Origin of the sequence: Thetidibacter halocola (assembly GCF_018224955.1) — a bacterium.
GTDB classification, from domain to species: Bacteria; Pseudomonadota; Alphaproteobacteria; order Rhodobacterales; family Rhodobacteraceae; genus Thetidibacter; species Thetidibacter halocola.
In genome coordinates this window covers 210,810-231,742 of sequence record NZ_JAGTUU010000008.1, presented here as the reverse complement: position 1 = coordinate 231,742, position 20,933 = coordinate 210,810, and the positions used below count along the sequence as shown (strand labels likewise).

General features: G+C 65.8%; 18 protein-coding genes. 10 read left to right on the top strand and 8 right to left on the bottom strand.

Annotated elements, in window-relative coordinates; genetic code table 11:
• Positions 1-103: 103 nt before the first annotated feature.
• Positions 104-418, bottom strand: a complete 315-nt coding sequence (locus tag KB874_RS19230; protein WP_212538180.1) for a hypothetical protein — start codon at positions 416-418, stop codon at positions 104-106.
• A 261-nt stretch (positions 419-679) separates the two neighbouring features.
• On the opposite strand from KB874_RS19230, the gene KB874_RS19225 reads away from it, so the two are divergent.
• Positions 680-1,021: a cupin domain-containing protein gene (locus KB874_RS19225; RefSeq protein WP_212538179.1), complete on the top strand. Its 342-nt coding sequence runs from the start codon at positions 680-682 to the stop codon at positions 1,019-1,021.
• Between the two features lie 20 nt (positions 1,022-1,041).
• On the opposite strand, the gene KB874_RS19220 is transcribed toward KB874_RS19225, so the two are convergent.
• Together KB874_RS19220 and KB874_RS19215 are read right to left on the bottom strand one after the other, a co-directional pair.
• On the bottom strand, positions 1,042-1,353 hold the full coding sequence (locus KB874_RS19220; RefSeq protein WP_212538178.1) for an ETC complex I subunit: 312 nt from the start codon (positions 1,351-1,353) through the stop codon (positions 1,042-1,044).
• A 375-nt stretch (positions 1,354-1,728) separates the two neighbouring features.
• Positions 1,729-2,163: a hypothetical protein gene (locus KB874_RS19215; RefSeq protein ID WP_212538177.1), complete on the bottom strand. Its 435-nt coding sequence runs from the start codon at positions 2,161-2,163 to the stop codon at positions 1,729-1,731.
• 192 nt (positions 2,164-2,355) lie between these two features.
• Between KB874_RS19215 and uvrB the strand changes: the two genes are divergently transcribed.
• Positions 2,356-4,551 (top strand): excinuclease ABC subunit UvrB, encoded by a 2,196-nt coding sequence (uvrB, locus tag KB874_RS19210; protein ID WP_212538176.1) that lies wholly within the window; start codon positions 2,356-2,358, stop codon positions 4,549-4,551.
• Between the two features lie 3 nt (positions 4,552-4,554).
• On the opposite strand, the gene KB874_RS19205 is transcribed toward uvrB, so the two are convergent.
• From KB874_RS19205 to KB874_RS19195, 3 genes are all read right to left on the bottom strand, one after another.
• On the bottom strand, positions 4,555-5,097 hold the full coding sequence (locus KB874_RS19205) for a hypothetical protein (RefSeq protein WP_212538175.1): 543 nt from the start codon (positions 5,095-5,097) through the stop codon (positions 4,555-4,557).
• Positions 5,098-5,441: 344 nt separating this feature from the next.
• Positions 5,442-5,708, bottom strand: a complete 267-nt coding sequence (locus tag KB874_RS19200; RefSeq protein WP_212538174.1) for a TFIIB-type zinc ribbon-containing protein — start codon at positions 5,706-5,708, stop codon at positions 5,442-5,444.
• A gap of 144 nt (positions 5,709-5,852) precedes the next feature.
• Entirely contained in the window at positions 5,853-6,059 is a 207-nt protein-coding gene (locus KB874_RS19195) for a cold-shock protein (RefSeq protein WP_212538173.1), read from the bottom strand.
• A 236-nt stretch (positions 6,060-6,295) separates the two neighbouring features.
• Between KB874_RS19195 and KB874_RS19190 the strand changes: the two genes are divergently transcribed.
• Positions 6,296-7,057 (top strand): DUF6782 family putative metallopeptidase, encoded by a 762-nt coding sequence (locus KB874_RS19190; RefSeq protein WP_212538172.1) that lies wholly within the window; start codon positions 6,296-6,298, stop codon positions 7,055-7,057.
• A 19-nt stretch (positions 7,058-7,076) separates the two neighbouring features.
• On the opposite strand, the gene KB874_RS19185 is transcribed toward KB874_RS19190, so the two are convergent.
• Together KB874_RS19185 and dnaE are read right to left on the bottom strand one after the other, a co-directional pair.
• A complete protein-coding gene (locus KB874_RS19185) occupies positions 7,077-7,961 on the bottom strand; it encodes a hypothetical protein (RefSeq protein ID WP_212538171.1) in 885 nt (294 codons plus the stop codon).
• Between the two features lie 97 nt (positions 7,962-8,058).
• A complete protein-coding gene (gene dnaE, locus KB874_RS19180) occupies positions 8,059-11,562 on the bottom strand; it encodes a DNA polymerase III subunit alpha (protein WP_212538170.1) in 3,504 nt (1,167 codons plus the stop codon).
• Positions 11,563-11,995: 433 nt separating this feature from the next.
• On the opposite strand from dnaE, the gene KB874_RS19175 reads away from it, so the two are divergent.
• The 7 genes from KB874_RS19175 (at position 11,996) to KB874_RS19145 (ending at position 20,926) form a co-directional block, all read left to right on the top strand.
• Positions 11,996-12,493: an SRPBCC family protein gene (locus KB874_RS19175; RefSeq protein ID WP_212538169.1), complete on the top strand. Its 498-nt coding sequence runs from the start codon at positions 11,996-11,998 to the stop codon at positions 12,491-12,493.
• Positions 12,494-12,662: 169 nt separating this feature from the next.
• Positions 12,663-14,072: a xanthine dehydrogenase small subunit gene (gene xdhA / locus KB874_RS19170; RefSeq protein WP_212538168.1), complete on the top strand. Its 1,410-nt coding sequence runs from the start codon at positions 12,663-12,665 to the stop codon at positions 14,070-14,072.
• Positions 14,069-16,408, top strand: a complete 2,340-nt coding sequence (gene xdhB, locus KB874_RS19165; protein ID WP_212538167.1) for a xanthine dehydrogenase molybdopterin binding subunit — start codon at positions 14,069-14,071, stop codon at positions 16,406-16,408. Before xdhA ends, xdhB begins: the two co-directional genes overlap by 4 nt.
• A complete protein-coding gene (gene xdhC / locus KB874_RS19160) occupies positions 16,405-17,349 on the top strand; it encodes a xanthine dehydrogenase accessory protein XdhC (protein WP_212538166.1) in 945 nt (314 codons plus the stop codon). The genes xdhB and xdhC overlap by 4 nt, the downstream gene beginning before the upstream one ends.
• On the top strand, positions 17,316-18,839 hold the full coding sequence (locus KB874_RS19155; RefSeq protein WP_212538165.1) for an ABC transporter ATP-binding protein: 1,524 nt from the start codon (positions 17,316-17,318) through the stop codon (positions 18,837-18,839). Before xdhC ends, KB874_RS19155 begins: the two co-directional genes overlap by 34 nt.
• A 78-nt stretch (positions 18,840-18,917) precedes the next feature.
• Positions 18,918-20,003, top strand: coding sequence for an ABC transporter permease (locus KB874_RS19150; protein WP_212538164.1), 1,086 nt, complete (start codon positions 18,918-18,920; stop codon positions 20,001-20,003).
• A complete protein-coding gene (locus tag KB874_RS19145; protein ID WP_212538163.1) occupies positions 20,003-20,926 on the top strand; it encodes an ABC transporter permease in 924 nt (307 codons plus the stop codon). Before KB874_RS19150 ends, KB874_RS19145 begins: the two co-directional genes overlap by 1 nt.
• Positions 20,927-20,933: the final 7 nt, after the last annotated feature.

The following is a 20,933-nucleotide window of genomic DNA, read 5'->3' as shown; positions in this document are numbered from 1 at the left end:
GGTCGACCACGGTGCCGTCCGCCCCGGCGAGAATGACAGCACCATCGCCGGCGCGATCTCGAAACAGCCGGGCCTCCTGCCTTTCGGGGTAAGGTTGACGGCCTCACATGCCCGCAGGTCGATCCGGTGCCAGTCGGTTTCGAATTCGGTCCGGATCTTGGCAGGTTCGACTCCCCCGGACGGACAGATGCATATCGCACGCCGAAAAGTCGTCGAAGGCAATCGGCGAGAAGTAGGTTTTTTCGGAGAAGTCCTTGTTGTTTCCGATCAACTTGCCGGAACTGCGATGGATGTCGATCACCACCGTCATTCCGGTGTCAACCGCGCTGATGCGGGTTTCGCCAAGGCCGGTGCCGTCGAGGGTCGACATGTCACCGGGGATCGTGTCCGCCCCGACGGTGCCGACCTTGTCGCCCATCTCTCAAAAGGGTTTGGATCAGGCCTCGGAGGTCGGGAAGAAGGCGCAGCGTCAGCCGCTTTGGGCTGACACTCCGCAACTGAAATGACTTTTTTCGATCTGTTGATGACGAACCGCAGGGGCCATACTCAGGCGGTGCGGAAAAGGTGGCACTGGTGGCGACCCAAAGGTACCCTGGGCAGGCGGGGACGGTTCAAGGGTGCCAATGCCGGGCGACCCGGTGTATGACAGGGCCATCGCACACCGAAACTGGATGTTCCCGTGACAGAGACGTTTCTCCGCATCATCGCAACCGGCAAGGGCGAGTCCGAACGGCCGTCTGCCGACCGACTCATTTCCGGTTCACCCGAGTTCACAACATGGAATGTCGAAGACGTCGATGGCCTGTATTGCGGGACGTGGCGGTCCACTCCGGGCAAGTGGCGGATTCAGTATGATGAATGGGAATACTGCCGCATTCTGGAAGGCCATTCGATCATCGCCGAAGACGGCGGCGAGGCGTTCGAGGTCCGGGCTGGCGACAGCTTTGTCATCCGTCCCGGCTTTGCCGGGACTTGGGAAGTCGTCGAAACCACGACCAAGGAGTACGTGATCCGCCTGTGATCGGCTCGACGGGCCGGCGATCAGTGCGTCCAGGGCGCGCGACGGTCGACGGCGAAATTCTCGGCATAGCCGCGCGGGCGCACGTTCGGCTTGCGCTTGTGCGGTTCGAAGACGTCTGCCTCGATCTTGTGCTCGGCGGCATAGGCCATCGCGGCTTCCTTGCTGTCGAACTTCAGCCGGACCTGGGCCTGCGTGTCGCTGGAGGATGTCCAGCCCATCAACGGATCGACCTCGCGCGGGCTTGCCGGTGCGAATTCCAGGATCCAGGTCCGGGTCTTGCCCTGGCCCGAGGACATGGCGGTCTTGGCGGGCTGATAGATTCTTGCGCGCATCGTCAGGCTCCTTCAGTCGGCCCCGTTATCCGGGATTTGCGGTCCCGGGGCAAGCGGACGTTCCGGCGCAATTGACGCAGAGCGAGCAAGGGGAGGGGTGCAAACAGGGTTTGGCCGGAATGCGGGCCGCGGGGAGCGAGGGGTGGGTGTGTGCGACACGCGCTCCGGCCAAACCTGCTGCTTGCCCTGTTAAGATACATCTGGATCAATGATTTCAAAATGAAATTTTTAACCAATGCGAAAGTTTCGCGCTGCGTGACGAGGCCGCCGGGTAAGGCGTTGGTAGCGATCACATTTATGTCGCAAAGCGCGGGGCTTGTCGTCCCGGCAGGGCGTTTCGGAAATCGCGGGCCGGACCTGAGCCGGGCGAATCTCTCAAGGGCCACCGCACAGCCAGGCCATCAACTCGCCACGCGAATACGATACGCGCATCCGGTCGATGTCGACGATGCCGAAACCGCTCATCGTGTTCTGGAACATGCGCATGCTGCCAAAGCCGACCTCGCCCTGCACAAGGTAGCCGCGCCGCACATCCTTTCTTTCGGGAAAGGACCGCAGCGCCGAGGCCAGCGCCTTGCCGACCTCGAAGGACATGTCGGCAAAATCGTAGCTCCGCAGGTCCCACAGGATCGGCGCCAGAAAGGGCCACCCCTTGCTATCCCGCAGGAACACCATCACAGCGTGCAGATCCTCGCGGGTCATTCTGGCCTGCGGTTCCACCGAAATGACGCGCTCTGTCCCGCCGGTCTCCAGCAGTCGCAAAACGAAATCGCAGGTCGGACCATGCGCGGTGACTCGTGCGACTTCCATTTCCGGCTGCTCAATCATGAGTGGCATTCGTATCGGGTTATACACCAAGAAGTGTATGGCGCGGCCTTGGGGAAAGATAGGGGCCAAGGCAATTTTCCGCCTTGTGTTGCCTGACTGCCGGGCATCCGATGGGGTTGAAACACGCCCTTGCGAACGCAACTTTACAATGGCCCAGACGGAAAGGTTGGTTCCATGCCCTATGCCCATTCGGACAAGTCCGCCCCGGCGCTGCATGCCGCGGCGCCTGAAGTCCGCACGCGCGAAAAGTTGGAAGGCGGGCGGCGTTTCGTCATGCATTCCGGGTTCGAGCCCGCCGGCGACCAGCCCGGCGCCATCGCCGAACTGTCGCAGGGCATCCTGGGCGGCGACCGCGACCAGGTGCTGCTGGGCGCGACCGGCACGGGCAAGACTTTTACCATGGCCAAGGTGATCGAGGCGACCCAGCGCCCCGCCATTATTCTTGCGCCGAACAAGACGCTGGCCGCCCAGCTTTACGGCGAATTCAAGGGGTTCTTTCCCGAAAACGCGGTCGAATACTTCGTCAGCTATTACGATTATTACCAGCCCGAGGCCTATGTCGCGCGCTCGGACACGTATATCGAGAAGGAATCCCAGATCAACGAGCAGATCGACCGCATGCGCCACTCGGCCACGCGGGCGCTTCTGGAACGGGATGACGTGATCATCGTGGCGTCGGTTTCCTGCATCTACGGTATCGGCTCGGTCGAGACCTATGGCGCGATGACCCAGGACCTGCACGTAGGAAAAGAATATGACCAGCGAAAGGTCATTGCCGATCTCGTCGCCCAGCAATACCGCCGCAACGACCAGGGTTTTCAGCGCGGCTCGTTCCGGGTTCGTGGCGATTCCCTCGAAGTCTGGCCCGCCCACCTCGACGATCGCGCCTGGCGGCTGTCCTTCTTCGGCGAGGAACTGGAATCGATCACCGAATTCGACCCGCTCACCGGGCAGAAGACCGACAATTTCGAGCGGATCCGCCTCTATGCCAATTCGCACTACGTCACGCCGAAACCGACGATGCAGCAGGCCGTGGTCGGGATAAAGAAGGAATTGCGCTTGCGGCTCGACCAACTCGTGGCCGAGGGCAAGCTGCTCGAGGCGCAGCGGCTGGAACAGCGCACCAATTTTGATATCGAGATGCTCGAGGCGACCGGCGTCTGCAACGGGATCGAGAATTACTCGCGCTATCTCACCGGTCGCGCGCCGGGCGAACCGCCGCCCACGCTGTTCGAATTCATCCCCGACAACGCCATCGTCTTCGCCGACGAAAGCCACGTCTCCGTCCCCCAGATCGGCGGCATGTATCGCGGCGACTACAGGCGGAAATTCACCCTGGCCGAACACGGCTTTCGCCTGCCGTCCTGCATGGACAACCGCCCGCTCAAGTTCGAGGAATGGGACGCCATGCGCCCGCAATCGGTCTTCGTCTCGGCCACCCCGGCATCGTGGGAGATGGAGCAAACGGGCGGCGTCTTCACCGAACAGGTGATCCGCCCCACCGGCCTGATCGACCCGCCGGTAGAAATCCGGCCCGTCGAGATGCAGGTGGACGACCTGCTGGACGAGGTGCGCAAAGTCACGGCCAAGGGCATGCGCACGCTGGCCACGACCCTGACCAAACGCATGGCCGAGGACCTGACCGAATACCTGCACGAACAGGGCATCAAGGTTCGCTACATGCACAGCGACATCGACACGATCGAGCGGATCGAGATCCTGCGCGACCTGCGCCTGGGCGCCTTCGACGTGCTGGTGGGGATCAACCTGCTGCGCGAGGGGCTCGACATTCCTGAATGCGGGCTGGTCGCCATTCTCGACGCGGACAAGGAGGGCTTCCTACGCTCGGAAACCTCGCTGATCCAGACCATCGGCCGCGCCGCGCGGAACGCCGAGGGCCGCGTCATCATGTATGCCGACCGTATCACCGGCAGCATGGAGCGCGCGATGGCCGAGACCGACCGCCGCCGCGCCAAGCAGATCGCCTATAACGAGGAACACGGCATCACCCCCGCGACGATCCGCAAGAATGTCGAGGACATCCTCGCCGGCCTCTACAAGGGCGACGTGGACATGAACCGCGTGACGGCCCAGATCGACCCCAAGCGGCAGGGGAGCAACCTTGCCGCCGTTCTGGAGGGCCTGCGCAACGACATGCGCAAGGCCGCGGAGAACCTGGAATTCGAGGAAGCGGCGCGGTTGCGCGACGAGATCAAGCGGCTGGAGGCGGTGGATTTGGCGGTGGCCGACGACCCGCTGGCGCGTCAGCAGGCGGTGGAGCGGGCGTCGGAGGAGGCTGTCAAGACGCGCGGGCGGAGCACGGCGGGGCGACCGGGGCAGCGGGGTGGGGTGAAGCGGCGGGGGAGGTGACTGCTAAAGGAACTTCATTCCCATCAACACCCACCTACTAGTTGCCTTATCAAGCGATGACGCTCGCCCTTTGAACCCAGTCAGCTTGCCAAATGGAGTGAAACCAGCGTCAGATTTTACTTGAGCACTAAACAGTGTTGCGTACTCAAAAACATCGAAGAGTGCCTGCCTAACCGCACCATCTTTCACCTGTTTTCCGTGAACAATATTGTCTCTCGCCTTTTCCGCGTGCAATAGACGTTCGTGCACTTCTTTTTTTAGCTCTTTATTGAATACTGACTTGTACTTATCTCGAAATCCAGGCCGTGTAATTTCCCAATTGTCCAAAGCGTTTGCTGCTAGCTGTGCGTTGACCCGATGTAGTTTAACAATCCCACAGTAAAGGGCCTTAACTTGCGCCGTTTCGATCTTTGAAAAGAGATGAATGAGTGAAACCTCTGCCGGAAAATCATTAAACAGCTTTGGGAAATGCTGAAACGATCGTCTAATTTCGTCATCAAGACTATCAAATTTGTCACATAATGTTTGACGCCTAGGTACGCCCATTGAAATTTCTCCGCGACGCTCATGTTCACTCGTAGTATCAGGTATTATTCACATCAAATCAACGACAACACGTTGGGTCGTTATTACGTCAGACTTGTAGTTGCGATTTTCCGCCAACAACGGCGAAGCCGCCGCGCGAGCGCCGACGCCGGGGCTCCGCCCGTTCGGTCCTCAAACCTGCCACTGGCAGGTTTGCCGCTGCGCGGACCGGCCTTCACCCACGCGCGTCGGCGCTCGCGCGGCTCTGCACCCAGCCAATCCCGTCCAGGGCCTGACCCGGGACCTCGCACCAAAGAAAAACGCGGCCCCCTCCGGAGCCGCGCCACACCCACCAAAGGGATCAATCAGAAATCGAACAGGTCCTCCAGGAACCCGCCCCGCTTCTTCTTCTTGCCCGAGTAACCCGGATCATACCCCCGATCCTCATACCCGCGCGCCTGCGGTTGCGACGGCGGCGGAGGGGGCGGCGGCGTCTGGGCCGCGCTGCGGTCGATGATCTTGTCCAGTTCGCCCCGGTCCAGCCAGACACCCCGGCATTGCGGGCAATAGTCGATCTCGACGCCGGAGCGTTCGGCGATCACGAGGGCGGTTCCGTCAATCGGGCATTTCATGCGTCTCTCCTGTCTGGACGTTCCCCATCCAGATAGGCACGCGGCGCCCGATTGCATCCCCTCGGGCCAAACCCAAGGTCGCAAAACGAAAAACGCGGCCCCGCAAGGGACCGCGCCACATCAGAACCGGTAAGGCGGTAAGCCTTATGCGAGTTCGAGGTTCGTCGCGCTCTGGCGGCCGTCGCGGCCGGATTCCAGTTCGAACGTCACCTTCTGGTTGTCTGCCAGGCCGGTCAGGCCAGCGCGCTCGACAGCGGAGATGTGCACGAACACGTCCTTGCCGCCGTTGTCAGGCTGGATGAAGCCGAAGCCTTTGGTGGAGTTGAACCATTTCACAGTGCCAGTGGCCATCTGTCTTTTCCTTACTTGTGTCGCCGCTCGCAGAATGCAGCAGCCCGGCAAAGTCGCGTCTGTATCGAGTGACTGCGTACCGGTGAAGGAAGACAGAGTCGAATAGAAGGTCTCAGCGCGCACTGTATGCCAGATGCGCCAATCAAACGCAAGTGGAACTTCCGTGGCCCGCAGGGCGGCTTTTCAACCCAACCGCGTGCGACTAGGCTGCGGCGAAACCGCAAGGGCAGGGGCAGATGCCGGGCAAGAGACACCAGGGACGATGGGCGGCGCTGCTGCTGGCGTGGCTGATGCCGCTGGCCGTCCTGGCCCAGCCGATGGATTGCGTCGACACGGTCGCAAGGGATCCGCGCCTTGCCCCGGTGGCCCGCGCGCTCGACGCGACCGATGCGCTTTTTCCCGCCCTGCGCGAGGCGCTGGCGGCCAGTGTCGGCCACCTCTGCCTTGCCCAGCCGCCGCTGGGTGCGCAGGGCTATTTCGAACCGGCGACGCGCCGCCTTGTCCTGTCGGCGGACCTGCCCGAGGGGCTGATGCAGGCGGTGTTCTTTCACGAGTTGCGCCACGCGCAGCAATTCGCCAGCGGCAGCTGCCCCGCGCCGGAGCTTGCGATGCAGGACCACGCCCAGGCCGTCTTTGCGATGGAGGCCGACGCCTCCGTGAGTGCCCTCGTCATCGCCGACGCGCTGCGGCAGCAGGGCGAGGCGGCGATGTGGCAGGCGCTGGCCGCCTGGCCCATGCAGGCCGACATCGCGCTGGCCTATGACTCCGCCCGCGATGACGGGCAGGGGATCGCACAGGCGGCGGCGGCGGCCTTCGACGCCTGGTATGCGGGCGAGGAGCGGCGCGAGGCCTATTACGTCGCGGCCTGCATGGACTACCTCGACAAGCAGGATCGCGAGCATCGTCTGCCGCGCTATGACAGCCTCGATCCCGGTTTCTTCGACGGTCTCTGCGTGTTGCCAGACGGCGCCGCCTATGCCTGCGCCCCGCGCCCCTGATTGCCGTCGCGGACAGGCGTCAGTTGCTGGTCTTGACGTCCAGCGCCACCACCTCGCCATCGTGCAGCAGCAAGGTCTTCCAGCGCGGATTGCTGTCAAAGCGTTCGTAGATGCTGACGAAGACGGTGTTGCGGGCCAGGCGCGACACCTTGTTGCCGCAGGGCTTGCCCTTGCCGACGCCGCAGACGCGCGATTTCAGCGCGTCATAGGCCGCGTCGGTTTCCGACACCGGCAGGTTGCTCCCGCTGGGGCCAAACCGGATCTGTTCATAGGTTTCGGCGTCGCCGAACATCACCAGCGCGGCCGAGAACTGCCGTGCACAGCCGTCGTCGAAGCCGCCGATGTAGAAATTGTGCAGCGCCGTGGTGCCCGGCGCGCTGTCATGCAGCGTATAGCCCCGACCGTTCTTGGGATAGCTGTCCACCTTGCGGCCCAGCGAGGCCGCCGAGACGCCGCAGACCCGCGCGATTTCGCCGAAGGGCAGTTGCTGACCCGGCCCGGACTGGCGGTAATCCGGGGCGTCGGGGCTGAGGCCATCCGCAGCGCTGCTGTCGCGGCGCCCGCCGCCGAACAGTGCCGCAAGACCGCGACGGGGGGCGGCATCGCTGGCGGTCTCGGGCGGCATGGCGGCAAGTTCGACCGGCGGTTCGGAGGGCTCTGCGGGCGCCGCCTCCGCCGTCTCGTCCGCCTTGGCCGCCTCCGCCTGCCTTCCCAGGAAGCCCAGCAAACCGCGCCGGGGCCGGTTGGTCGAGGCGGCGGGCGCCGTGGCCTCGACCCCCTCCAGCGCGGCGGCCTGGCCGGCCTCTGCCGTGACCGGCACATCGGCCAGGCGCGGCAGTTCGGGTGTCGCGGCGCAGGCGGCCAGCGTCAGGGCGCAGGCGGCAAGGGTCAGGGGGTGGCGCATCCGGGCTCCGTTCTTGGGGTCCACCGCCGGTGTAGCGCGAAGCCGGGCGACCCGTCCACTGCCCAAAGCCTTGCAGGCGGATTGCCGCGAGGGTAGCTCAGAATTCCTCGACCGCCAGCACGCCGCCCAGCGACTTGACCGCGCCCTTGATCTCGGGCGTCACGGGAAAGTCGGGACATTCGATGTCGACCTCCTGGATCTTCGCGGGCAGGTCATGCGCGGTCACGCAGATCCGTACCGGGCCGCGCGGTGCCTTGGGCATCTGCTCGGCGGCGCGGGACAGCACGGTGGCGATCTGCGGCAGCGCCATCTGGTTCTCGACGAAGATGCGCAGACCCGGCACGCCGCCGCTGGCGACGATCGCATCCACGGGCGACACACCGCGGCCCAGCAACTTCAGCTGATCGGCCTCCATCGTCGCCTCGACCGTGACGACGACCTTGGATCCGGTTTCGAGATACTCGCGCGATTTTTCCAGCGTTTCCGAGAACAGCGTGACCTCGTAGGCTCCCGTGGGATCGGACAATTGCGCAAAGGCGAACCGGTTGCCGCGGGCGCTTTTCCGCTCCTGCCGCCCGGCGACCACGCCCGCCAGCTTGGCCACCAGCGGCCCGCCCTCGGCGCGACCCGTCACCTCGTCCAGCGTCATGCAGCCCTGCCGTTTGAGGGCGGGCATGTAATCGTCCAGCGGATGGCCGGACAGGTAGAAACCCACGGCTTTAAATTCCTCGGCCAGCCGTTCGGCGGGCAGCCAGTCGGGCACCGGCGACAGGCGCGGTTCCGGCAGGTCGTCCCCCGCCTCGCCAAAGAGCGAGACCTGCGCGCTGGCCTTCTGGTCGTGGATCGCCGCCGAATAGGCCACCAGCGCGTCGATGCTGTCGAACACCCGCCGCCGGTTCGGGTCCAGCTGGTCGAACGCCCCGGCCCGCGCCAACATCTCGATCGGGCGCTTGCCGATGCGCTTGATGTCGACCCGGCGGGCGAAATCGAACAGCGTCGCAAAGGGTTTCGCACCACGCCCCTCGACCACCAGCTTCATCGCCTCGACGCCCACGTTCTTGAGCGCGCCCAGCGCGTAGACCAGCTTGCCCTCGGCCACGTCGAAGGTCGCCTGGCTGCGGTTCACGCAAGGCGGCACCCAGGGCAGGCCCAGCCCCTTGCGGACTTCCTCGAAATACACCGCCAGCTTGTCCGTCAGGTGGATATCGCAGTTCATGACGCCCGCCATGAACTCGACCGGGTGGTTCGCCTTCAGCCACGCCGTCTGGTAGGACACCACCGCATAAGCCGCCGCGTGCGACTTGTTGAAACCGTAGTTGGCGAATTTCTCCAGCAGGTCAAAGACTTCGCCCGCCTTCTCCTTGGTCACGCCATTGGCCGTCGCTCCCGTGATGAACTTGGGGCGTTCCTTGGCCATCTCCTCGGCGATCTTCTTGCCCATCGCGCGGCGCAGCAGGTCGGCGCCGCCGAGGCTGTATCCCGCCATGACCTGCGCGATCTGCATCACCTGCTCCTGGTAGACGATGATGCCCTGCGTTTCTTCCAGGATGTGGTCGATGGACGGATGAATCGAGGTGATCTCGCGCAGCCCGTTCTTGACCTCGCAATAGGTCGGGATGTTCTCCATCGGGCCGGGGCGATACAGCGCCACCAGCGCCACGATATCCTCGATGCAGGTGGGCTTCATGCGCTTGAGCGCATCCATCATGCCCGAGCTTTCCACCTGGAACACCGCGACCGTCTTTGCCGCCGCATAGAGCTGGTAGGTCTTTTCGTCGTCCAGCGGGATCAGGTTCATCTGGTTCTCGGCGCCGGGCGCGGGCTGGTACAGCTCCGTCCCGTCGGCGGCGACATGCAGCGGACGGCCCGATTTCAGGATCAGGTCCAGCGCGTTCTGGATCACCGTCAGCGTCTTGAGCCCGAGGAAGTCGAACTTCACCAGCCCCGCCGCCTCGACCCATTTCATGTTGAACTGCGTCGCGGGCATTTCCGATCGCGGATCGCGATAGAGCGGCACCAACTCGTCCGTGGGCCGGTCGGCGATCACCACCCCGGCCGCGTGTGTGCCGGCAGAGCGCAGCAGCCCCTCGACCTGCATCCCGTAATTCAGCAGGCGCGCGACGACCTCTTCCTTGTCGGCCTCTTCCTTGAGGCGGGGCTCGTCCTTCAGCGCCTTCTCGATGCTGACGGGCTTCACCCCCTCGACCGGGATCATCTTGGACAGGCGGTCCACCTGGCCGTAGGGCATCTGCAACACCCGCCCCATGTCGCGCACCGCCGCCTTGGACAGCAGCGCGCCAAAGGTGATGATCTGCGCCACCCGGTCATGGCCATATTTCTCCTGCACGTATCGGATGACCTCTTCGCGGCGGTCCATGCAGAAGTCGATGTCGAAGTCGGGCATCGACACCCGCTCGGGGTTCAGGAACCGCTCGAACAGCAGGCTGTAGCGCAGCGGATCGAGGTCGGTGATGGTCAGCGCATAGGCCACCAGCGAACCGGCCCCCGATCCCCGCCCCGGCCCGACCGGAATGTCGTGATCCTTGGCCCACTGGATGAAGTCGGCCACGATCAGGAAGTAGCCGGGGAACCCCATCCCCTCGATGATGCCCAGTTCGAAATCCAGCCGCTCCTGGTATTGCTCGGGCGTCACCGCGTGCGGGATCACCTTCAGTCGCTCCTGCAGCCCCTCGTTCGCCATGCGCCGCAGCTCGGCGACCTCGTCATCGGCGAATTTCGGCAGGATCGGCGCGCGCTTGTAGGCCGCAAAGGCGCAGCGCCGGGCGATTTCCACCGTATTCTCCAGCGCCTCGGGCAGGTCGGCGAACAGCGTCGCCATCTCCTGCGGCGTCTTGAGGTAATGCTGCGGTGTCAGGCGGCGGCGCGGCTCGTTCTGGTCGACATAGGCGCCCTCGGCGATGCAGATCATCGCGTCATGCGCCTCGAACATCCCCGATTTCGGGAAATAGACGTCGTTCGTCGCGACCAGCGGCAGGCCCATGTCATAGGCCATTTCCACGTGGCCGCGTTCGGTCATCCGCTCGGCCTCGGGCAACCCGCCCTCGACCGGGTGGCGCTGCAACTCGACATACAGGCGGTCGCCGAAGATCGCTGCCAGCTTGTGCATCAGCGCCTCGGCCGCCGGGCGCTGCCCCTGCCGCAACAGCCGCCCGATGGGTCCGTCCGGCCCGCCCGTCAGGCAGATCACGTCCTCGGAATGGCTTTCCAGTTCCTCCAGCGTGATGTGTGCCAGGTCCGGCCCGCGCCGCATGTAGAGGCACGAGTTCAGCTTCATCAGGTGTTCATACCCGCGCTCGGTCTGCGCCAGCAGCACGACCGGGGCGGGGTCCTTGGCCCGCTCGCCGGGGCGCGGCTCGTGAAAGCGCAGGTCCATCTGGCAACCTACTATGGGCTGCACCCCCGCGCCCTGGGCCGAGACGGAAAACTCCAGCGCGGCAAAGAGGTTGTTCGTGTCGGTCACGGCGACCGCGGGCATGTCCATGCCGGCCACGAGGCCCGGCAACTTCTTCAGCCGCACGGCGCCTTCGAGCAGCGAGTATTCGGTGTGAACGCGGAGGTGGATGAATCGGGGGTCGGCCATCCGCAAACGATAGGCTGTGGCCCGGCGGGCGGAAACCCCTTTCCTTGGGGGTTTGGCTGTTCGATTGAAAGAGCCAGACCTTGCTACGCAATACCGGACAAAAGGAAACGCGGGCAGTCCTGGTCGCCCTTGCCCATGTCTTGGTTCTCGACTGCGACGGCGACCAACCGCTGCTGGCGGTGAAAAGCTGCACGCTCGACGACGGTTTCCCGCCTTCTGAGGTCTGGACGAGCGACCGGCAGTGCAACGCGCCGGTCGTATCTGTTAACAAACCATTGATTATAATTTCAAAAACTCTGACTCAATGTTTCGCGTGCGAAACATTGAGTCACTCTTGCTGACCTTTCTCCAGGCCGTCTCTCGCCACCGAATCCTTTGACTTCTGACGCGGCGCGGCCTGTCCTGTCGGTATCGCCTGGATAGGACAGCCAGCATGCGCGCCCCCGAACCGGATTCCGACCTCGACCTCAATCTCGACCGTGTCATGACAGCCAGCGCCGCCGCGCTCTGGCGCTGCTGGACAGAGCCGGAGTTGCTGAAACGATGGTTCTGCCCGCTACCCTGGAAAGTCACCCATGCCGAGATCGATCCGCGACCGGGCGGCCGGTTCAACACCCGCATGGAGGGTCCGAACGGCGAGGCGCCGGCCAACGACGTCTGCCAGATGGACTCGAAGGGTTGTTTCCTGGACATCGATCCGGGCCGCCGGCTGGTGTTTACCGACGCACTGCGCGAGGGCTGGCGGCCGAACGCCACGCCTTTCATGACCGGCATCGTGACGTTTGCACCTGACCCCGACGGCGGCACACGCTACCGCGCTTTGGTCCTGCACCACGACCGCGAGACGCGGATCCGGCACGAAACGATGGGCTTCGAAGAGGGCTGGGGCACCGCCACCGACCAGCTCGAGGCGCTGGCCCGCAGCCTCTGAAACCGTCGATCGGGCCGTCGCCCCGGTGGCCGGGCCTTTTTTCTCTTGCCAATCCTGAAACCCCGCGCCTAGCGTTGAGACACAGGGAACCGCGCGGGCTCTACGCCGCATCGAGGACGCGCACCCGGCCAAGGGCACGGGCCAAGGCAGTAAGGCGGCAGGTTTTCACATGGAGATCACCTTTCTTCTGAACGGAGAGAGCGTGCACCTGGCCGGGGTCTCGCCCACGGTCACGCTGCTCGACTGGCTACGCGAGGACCGCGGCCTCACCGGCACCAAGGAGGGCTGCAACGAGGGCGATTGCGGCGCCTGCACCGTGATGGTGCGCGACGCCGAAGGCGCCAGGGCGCTGAACGCCTGCATCCTCTTCCTGCCGCAACTGCACGGCAAGTCCGTCACCACGGTCGAGGGGCTCGCCGCCCCGGACGGCACGCTGCATCCCGTCCAGCAGGCGATGATCGATTGTCACGGCTCGCAATGCGGCTTCTGCACGCCGGGCTTCGTCATGTCGATGGCGGTGGCGCACCTGAACGGCGATCAGCACCACGACGACGCGCTGGCGGGCAATCTCTGCCGCTGCACGGGTTACGCGCCGATCATCCGCGCCGCCCGTTCCGCGGCGAAACAGCCGGTGCCGGAACACCTCGCTCGCCCCTTCATCTTGCCCGAAAAACTCTCGGGGGGGCTCGCCGCAGGCGAGCGGGGGGCAGACAGCCCCCCTCACGACCATCACGCCCCGGAGACCGCCGACGAGCTCGCCGAACTCTACGCCCGCCACCCGAACGCCACGCTCGTTGCAGGGGCGACCGACGTGGGGCTGTGGGTGACGAAACAGCTGCGCGACCTGCCCGAGGTGATCTTCCTGAACCGCTGCCGCGACCTGCAGACCTTCGAGGAAACCGACCTGGGCCTGCGCATCGGCGCGGGCGTGACGATGGACCGGGTGCTCGACCTCTTGCGCGACAGGCACCCGAGCTATGCCGAGATGATCCGGCGCTACGGCTCTGTCCAGGTGCGGGCGGCGGCGACCATCGGCGGCAACATCGCCAATGGCTCGCCGATTGGCGACAACCCGCCCGCGCTGATCGCGCTGGGCGCGACACTGCACTTGCGCTACCGCGACACCCGGCGCGAGATGCCCATCGAGGATTTCTACCTCGACTATGGCAGGCAGGACCGCCATCCCGGCGAATTCGTCGAGGCGGTGACGATCCCCGCCCAGCCGGACCGGCTGCGGGTCTACAAGCTGTCGAAACGCTTCGACCAGGACATCTCGGCGGTCTGCGGCGCATTCAGCATCACGGTCGAGGATGGTCGCCTGGCGCGGGCCCGCATCGCCTTCGGCGGCATGGCCGGCATCCCGAAACGCGCCAGTGCCGTCGAGGCCGCGATCACCGGCAAGCCCTGGAGCGAAGAAACCCTCGTCGCCGCTTGGGACGCCTGGCAGGAAGACTTCACGCCGCTGTCCGACATGCGCGCCAGCGCGGAATACCGGCTGGAAGCCGCGCGCAACATGCTGACGCGCTGTCTGCTCGAGGATCTGGGCGCCCCGGTCAACGTCCTGGAGGTGCGGGCATGAGCGTCTCGAAATCCCTGCCACATGACGCCGCCCGCCTGCATGTCACAGGTGCGGCGCGGTATGTCGATGACATCCCCACTCCGCGCGGCACGCTGCACCTGGCCTTCGGCCTCGCACAGATCGCCTGCGGGCGGATCGCCGGGATCGACCTGGAGGCGGTGCGCGCCGCCCCCGGCGTGGTCGGCGTCTGGGAGGCAAAGGACCTGCCATCGGATTGCGACTGCTCGCCTTCGGCGCATGACGAACCGATGCTGTCAGGCCACACGGTGAATTACCTGGGACAGCCGGTCTTTCTTGTCGCAGCCGACAGTCACCTGGCAGCACGGCGCGCGGCGCGTCTGGCCAGGGTCGACTACCAGAAGCGCGACGCGATCCTGACGGTCGACGAGGCGCTGGCCGCTGAGAGCCGCTTCGAGGATGGGCCGCGCATCTGGGCGCGCGGCGACGCCGGAGAGGCGATCGACGCCGCGCCGAATGTGGTCGAGGGCGCGATCGAGATGGGCGGGCAGGAGCATTTCTACCTCGAGGGCCAGGCCGCCCTCGCCCTGCCGCAAGAGAACGGGGACATGGTGATCCATGCCTCGACCCAGCACCCGACCGAGATCCAGCACAAGGTCGCCCATGCGCTGCACCTGCCGATGCATGGCGTCCGGGTCGAGACGCGGCGGATGGGCGGCGGTTTCGGTGGCAAGGAAAGCCAGGGCAACGCGCTGGCCATCGCCTGCGCGGTGGTGGCGGCGGCCACCGGGCGGCCCGTCAAGATGCGCTACGACCGCGACGACGATTTCATGATCACCGGCAAGCGCCACGATTTCCGCATCGATTACCGCGTGGGCTTCGACGACGAGGGTCGGATTTCGGGGATCGAGTTCGTCCAGATGACCCGCTGCGGCTGGGCGCAGGACCTGTCGCTGCCGGTGGCGGACCGCGCGATGCTGCATGCGGACAACGCCTATCACCTGCCCAACGTGCGGATCGAGTCGCACCGGCTCAAGACCAACACGCAGAGCGCCACGGCCTTTCGCGGTTTCGGCGGGCCGCAGGGGATGCTGGGGATCGAGCGGGTGATGGATCACGTGGCCCATGCCCTGGGCCGCGATCCGCTGGCGGTGCGGCGGGCGAATTACTATGCGGAGATGGCGCGGGGGGGCTCTGCCCCCGCGCCTTCGGCGCCCCCCCGGAGTTTGTCGGGCAAGATGAAGGAGGATCAGGTCACGCCTTACGGCCAGCCGGTCGAGGATTTCATCCTGCATGCGCTGACCGACTCGCTGGCCGAGACTTGCGAATACGCTTCGCGGCGAAAGGCGGTGGCGGCGTGGAATGCCGCGAACGCGGTTCTGAAGAAAGGGATCGCGCTGACGTCGGTGAAGTTCGGGATTTCCTTTACGCTGACGCATCTGAACCAGGCGGGGGCCTTGGTGCACGTGTACCAGGACGGGTCCGTCCAGATGAACCACGGCGGGACGGAGATGGGACAGGGCCTGTTCCAGAAGGTCGCGCAGGTTGCGGCGAGCCGGTTCGGCCTGCCGCTGGAGGCGGTGAAGATCACGGCGACGGATACGGGGAAGGTGCCGAATACTTCGGCCACGGCGGCCTCCAGCGGGTCTGACCTGAACGGGATGGCTGTCATGGCCGCCTGCGACACGATCCGGGACCGGATGGCGGAGCATCTGGCTGCGCTGCACCAGGCCGAGGCGCGTTCGGTGCGTTTCGCGGATGGCAGGGTTTTCGTGGGCGAGGCGGAGATGTCTTTCGCGGAGGCCGCGAAGCTTTGCTACGAGGGGCGGGTGAGCCTGTCGGCGACGGGCTTCTACAAGACGCCCAAGGTTTCGTGGGACCGGATCAAGGGAGAGGGGCGGCCGTTCTTCTACTTTGCCTACGGGGCGAGTTGTTCCGAGGTCGTGGTCGACACGCTGACCGGGGAATACCGCATCCTGCGCACCGACATCCTGCACGATTGCGGGCGCTCGCTGAACCCGTCGCTGGATATCGGCCAGATCGAGGGCGGCTTTGTTCAGGGGGCCGGTTGGCTGACGACCGAGGAGCTGGTCTGGGACGGCGAGGGGCTGCTGCGGACGCATGCGCCATCGACCTACAAGATCCCGGCCTGTTCCGACCGGCCGGAGGTGTTCAATGTCGCGCTCTGGGAGGGCGAAAACCGCGAGGAGACGATCTATCGGTCGAAGGCGGTTGGCGAGCCGCCCTTCATGCACGGAATCTCGGTGCTGATGGCCTTGTCCGACGCGGTGGCGTCCTGCGGGTCGGCCTACCCGGCGCTGGACGCGCCCGCCACGCCGGAACGGGTGCTGGCGGCGGTGCGGCGCGTGCGCGGATGAGTTTCGACCTCGATACGCTGCGCGAGGCGGTTGCCTTGCACGGGCGGGTTGCCCGGGTCGTCGTGGCCGAGGTCCGGGGTAGCGCGCCGCGCGAGGTGGGCGCGGCGATGCTGGTATGGGCCGAGAAAGACGGCTTCGGGCAAATTGGGACAATCGGCGGCGGGGCGCTGGAGTTCGAGGCGGCGTCCCGTGCCTTCGAGCGCCGCGGCGCGACACGCCATGCGCTGGGGCCGGAGCTGGGCCAGTGCTGCGGCGGGGCGGTGACGCTGTGGACCGAGGTCTGGGATGCCGGGGCGCTGGCGCGGCTCTCGGGCGCCGTGGTGGCGCGCGGGCCGGGTGAGCGGCCGCTGGCGGTGCAGCGCCTGCTGGACCGGGCGCGGGCGCGGGGCGAGGCGCCGGCCCCGCAGCTGGTGCAGGGCTGGATGGTGGAACCGCTGAGCAGGCCGCGCTGGCCGCTGTGGATCTGGGGGGCGGGGCATGTGGGGCGCGCGCTGATGGATGTGCTGGTGCCGCTCGATTGCGCGATCACCTGGGTCGATACCGGGCTGGCGCGGTTTCCCAATCGCGTGCCTTGGCGGGTGACGGTTCTGCCGGCGGCAGAGCCTGCGCTTGTCATGCGCCTTGCGCCACGGGAGGCCGCACACCTGGTCCTGACCTACAGCCACGAGCTGGACTTGGCCCTGTGCCACGCGGCGCTAGGGCATGGTTTCGGCTTTTGCGGGCTGATCGGGTCGGAAACGAAATGGGCGCGATTCCGGTCACGGCTGCGCAACTTGGGCCATGCGGATGCCGAAATCGGGCGCATCTGCTGTCCGATTGGGCAGAAATCGCTGGGCAAGGCGCCCGCCGCCATTGCCATCGGCGTCGCGGCGCAGATACTGGCTTGGAAAACGGGGGACAGAAGAGAGTGGCCGAAACACTCCTCAGCATCCGGGGACTGACCAAGGCCTATCCCGGTGTCGTGGCGAACGACGACGTGTCCTTCGACATCGGTCGGGGCGAGATTCACGCGCTGTTGGGCGAGAATGGCGCGGGCAAGTCGACGCTGGTCAAGATGATCTACGGGCTGGTGCAACCGGATCGCGGGTCGATGACGATGAACGGGTCAGGGTTCGCGCCCGCCAGGCCCTCCGAGGCGCGGCGCGCGGGCGTGGCGATGGTGTTCCAGCATTTCAGCCTGTTCGACGCGCTGGACGTGGCCGAGAACGTTGCGCTGGGGATGGAGACCCCGCCGCCGATGCGTGATCTCGCCCGGCAGATCCGCGAGGTCTCCGAGACCTACGGGTTGCCACTGGACCCGGGACGCACCGTGGGGACGTTGTCGGCGGGCGAACGTCAGCGGGTCGAGATCATCCGCTGCCTGTTGCAGGACCCGCGCCTGCTGATCATGGACGAGCCGACCAGCGTGCTGACGCCACAGGAGGTGGGCATCCTTTTCGAGACGCTGCGCAAGCTGAAGGGCGAGGGCGTGTCGATCCTGTATATCAGCCACAAGCTGGAAGAGATCCGCGCGCTGTGCGACACGGCGACGATCCTGCGGCTGGGCAAGAAGGTGGCCACCTGCACCCCGGCCGAGACCACCGCGCGGCAACTGGCCGAGATGATGGTGGGTTCAAGTTTCGCGGCGCCCAGCGCCAGGGACCATGCCAAGGGCGCGGTGATGCTGAAGGTCGACGGGCTGTCGCTGCCCGCGCCGGGGGCATTCGGGACGCCGCTGCGCGGGATCGGCTTCGAGGTGCGGGCAGGCGAGGTGCTGGGCATCGGGGGCGTCGCGGGGAATGGGCAGGACGAGTTGCTGGCGGCGCTCTCGGGCGAGCGGCTGTCGCCGGCGAGTTCCGTCCTGCTGATGGGCGCGGATGTCAGCCGGCAGGGGCCTGTGGCACGGCGGGCCTCGGGGCTGCTGGCGGCACCCGAGGAACGGCTGGGCCATGCGGCCGCACCGAACATGAGCCTGATCGAGAACGGCGTGCTGACGGCGGCGCGGCGGCGGGGGCTGGTGTCGGGCGGCATGATCTCGTGGGGCCGGGCGCGCGACTTTGCCGAGGAGGTGATCAAGGCCTTCGACGTGCGCACGCCGGGGCCGCATGTGGCCGCCCGGGCGCTGTCCGGGGGAAATCTGCAGAAATTCGTCGTCGGGCGAGAGATCCTGCAGAAGCCGCAGGTGCTGGTCATCAACCAGCCCACCTGGGGAGTCGATGCGGCGGCGGCGGCGGCGATCCGGCAGGCGCTGCTGGACCTGGCGGGCGAGGGCGCGGCGATCGTCGTGATCAGCCAGGACCTCGACGAACTGATGGAGATTTCCGACCGGTTCGGCGCGCTGAACGAGGGGCGCCTGTCGGCGATCCGGCCCGTGGCCGACCTCGATATCGAGCAGATCGGCCTGATGATGGGTGGCGCGCATGACATGGAGGTGGCGCATGTGGACGCGTGACGCCAACGGGGGCTCTGCCCCCGCGCCTTCGGCGCTCCCCCGGAGTTTGCAGGGCAAGATGAAGATGGGGACAGCGCGATGATCCGGCTGGAAAAGCGGCCGACGCCGTCGCGGCTCTGGACGGCGGTGACGCCGGTCTTTGCGGTGCTGGCGACGATGCTGGTGGGCGGCGCGCTGTTCGGGTTTCTTGGCGCGGATCCCTTCGAGGCGATCCGGACGATCTTCTGGGATCCGCTGTTTCATCCGCAATTCGCCGCCTACTCGCGGCCGCAACTGCTGGTCAAGGCAGGGCCGCTGATCCTGATCGCGATCGGCTTGTCGATCGGCTTTCGCGCCGGCATCTGGAACATCGGCGCCGAGGGGCAATACATCATGGGCGCGGTCGTGGGCGCCGCGGCAGGGCTGGCGCTGTATCCGTCGGACAGCGTGCTGGTCTTTCCGCTGATGATCCTGGCCGGGGCGCTCGGTGGCTGGGCCTGGGCGATGATTCCGGCGGTGCTGAAAACGCGTTTCGGGACGAACGAGATCCTCGTGTCCCTGATGCTGGTCTACGTGGCACAGACAATCCTGGCCTCGGTGTCCTCGGGGCTGTTGCGCAATCCCGAGGGCATGGGGTTTCCGGGCTCGCGCAACTTCAAGCAGTGGGACGCGGCGCATAACGCCGAGATCATTGCCGGGACGGGGATGCATTGGGGCGTGGCCGCTGCGTTGATTGCCGTGATCGCGGCCTATGTTCTGATGGCCCGCCACATCCAGGGGTTCAACATCCGCCTGACGGGCGAGGCGCCGCGGGCGGCGCGGTTCGCAGGCGTCTCGCCAACACGCATCGTCGTCCTGTGCCTTGGGATTTCGGGAGCGCTGGCGGGGCTGGCGGGCCTGTTCGAGGTGACGGGGCCGGCGGGGCAGATCACCATCGACTTCAACTCCAACTACGGGTTCACGGCGATCATCGTGGCCTTCCTGGGGAGGCTGCATCCCATCGGCATCCTGCTGGCGGGGTTGCTGATGGCGCTGACCTATATCGGCGGCGAGTTGGCGCAGCTGATGCTGGGGGTGCCGGGTGCGTCGATCCAGCTGTTCCAGGGGATGCTGCTGTTCTTCCTGCTGGCGACGGATGTGTTCACCAATTACCGCGTTCGCATCGGTGCAAAGGGGGTGGCGTGATGGACCTGAGTGCGATCAACCCGATCCTGCTGGTGGCGTCGATCATGGTCAGCGCCACTCCGATCCTGCTGGCGGCGCTGGGCGAGATGGTGGTGGAGAAATCCGGCGTGCTGAACCTGGGCGTCGAGGGGATGATGATCACCGGCGCGGTTGTGGGCTTCGTCGTGGCGGTGGCCAGCGGTTTGCCGGTCCTGGGGTTCGTGGCGGGTGCACTGGCGGCGGCGGTGCTGTCGCTGAGCTTTGGCGTGCTGACACAATACCTGCTGTCCAACCAGGTGGCGACGGGGCTGGGGCTGACCATGGTCGGACTGGGCCTGTCGGCGCTGATCGGCAAGCCCTACGAGGGCGTCAAGGCACCGACCCTGCCCAAGCTCGACCTTGGCCCGCTGAGTGACCTGCCGGTGGTGGGGCGGATGCTGTTTTCGCATGACGTCATGGTCTACCTGAGCCTGCTGCTGGTGGTGGCGGTCTGGGCTTTCCTGAAATTCACCCGCGCGGGGCTGATCCTGCGCGCCGTGGGCGAGAGCCACGACAGCGCGCATGCGCTGGGCTACAAGGTGGTGCGCGTGCGGATGGCCGCGATCTTTTTCGGCGGGGCCTGCGCGGGGCTGGGCGGCGCCTATCTGAGCCTCGTCCGCGTGCCGCAATGGACCGAGGGGCTGACGGCGGGCGCGGGCTGGATCGCGTTGGCGATCGTCGTCTTCGCCTCGTGGCGGGCGGGGCGCGTGCTGGTCGGCGCCTACCTTTTCGGCGGCATAACGGTGTTGCAGCTGAACCTGCAAGCGGCGGGCGCACAGGTGCCTGTCGCGCTCTTGTCGATGTCGCCCTATCTGATAACGATCCTCGTGCTCGTTCTGATCTCGGCCCGCGGGGTGCATGGCGCACCGGCCTCGCTGGGCCGGTCCTTCCATGCCTCGCATTGAGGCCAAT

Coding starts and splice junctions, on each gene's coding strand:
- KB874_RS19230 (WP_212538180.1), bottom strand. CDS start 418: ATGGGCGACAAGGTCGGCACCGTCGGGGCGGACACGATCCCCGGTGAC.
- KB874_RS19220 (WP_212538178.1), bottom strand. CDS start 1,353: ATGCGCGCAAGAATCTATCAGCCCGCCAAGACCGCCATGTCCTCGGGC.
- KB874_RS19215 (WP_212538177.1), bottom strand. CDS start 2,163: ATGGAAGTCGCACGAGTCACCGCGCATGGTCCGACCTGCGATTTCGTT.
- uvrB (WP_212538176.1), top strand. CDS start 2,356: ATGCCCTATGCCCATTCGGACAAGTCCGCCCCGGCGCTGCATGCCGCG.
- KB874_RS19205 (WP_212538175.1), bottom strand. CDS start 5,097: ATGGGCGTACCTAGGCGTCAAACATTATGTGACAAATTTGATAGTCTT.
- KB874_RS19200 (WP_212538174.1), bottom strand. CDS start 5,708: ATGAAATGCCCGATTGACGGAACCGCCCTCGTGATCGCCGAACGCTCC.
- KB874_RS19195 (WP_212538173.1), bottom strand. CDS start 6,059: ATGGCCACTGGCACTGTGAAATGGTTCAACTCCACCAAAGGCTTCGGC.
- KB874_RS19190 (WP_212538172.1), top strand. CDS start 6,296: ATGCCGGGCAAGAGACACCAGGGACGATGGGCGGCGCTGCTGCTGGCG.
- KB874_RS19185 (WP_212538171.1), bottom strand. CDS start 7,961: ATGCGCCACCCCCTGACCCTTGCCGCCTGCGCCCTGACGCTGGCCGCC.
- dnaE (WP_212538170.1), bottom strand. CDS start 11,562: ATGGCCGACCCCCGATTCATCCACCTCCGCGTTCACACCGAATACTCG.
- KB874_RS19175 (WP_212538169.1), top strand. CDS start 11,996: ATGCGCGCCCCCGAACCGGATTCCGACCTCGACCTCAATCTCGACCGT.
- xdhA (WP_212538168.1), top strand. CDS start 12,663: ATGGAGATCACCTTTCTTCTGAACGGAGAGAGCGTGCACCTGGCCGGG.
- xdhB (WP_212538167.1), top strand. CDS start 14,069: ATGAGCGTCTCGAAATCCCTGCCACATGACGCCGCCCGCCTGCATGTC.
- xdhC (WP_212538166.1), top strand. CDS start 16,405: ATGAGTTTCGACCTCGATACGCTGCGCGAGGCGGTTGCCTTGCACGGG.
- KB874_RS19150 (WP_212538164.1), top strand. CDS start 18,918: ATGATCCGGCTGGAAAAGCGGCCGACGCCGTCGCGGCTCTGGACGGCG.
- KB874_RS19145 (WP_212538163.1), top strand. CDS start 20,003: ATGGACCTGAGTGCGATCAACCCGATCCTGCTGGTGGCGTCGATCATG.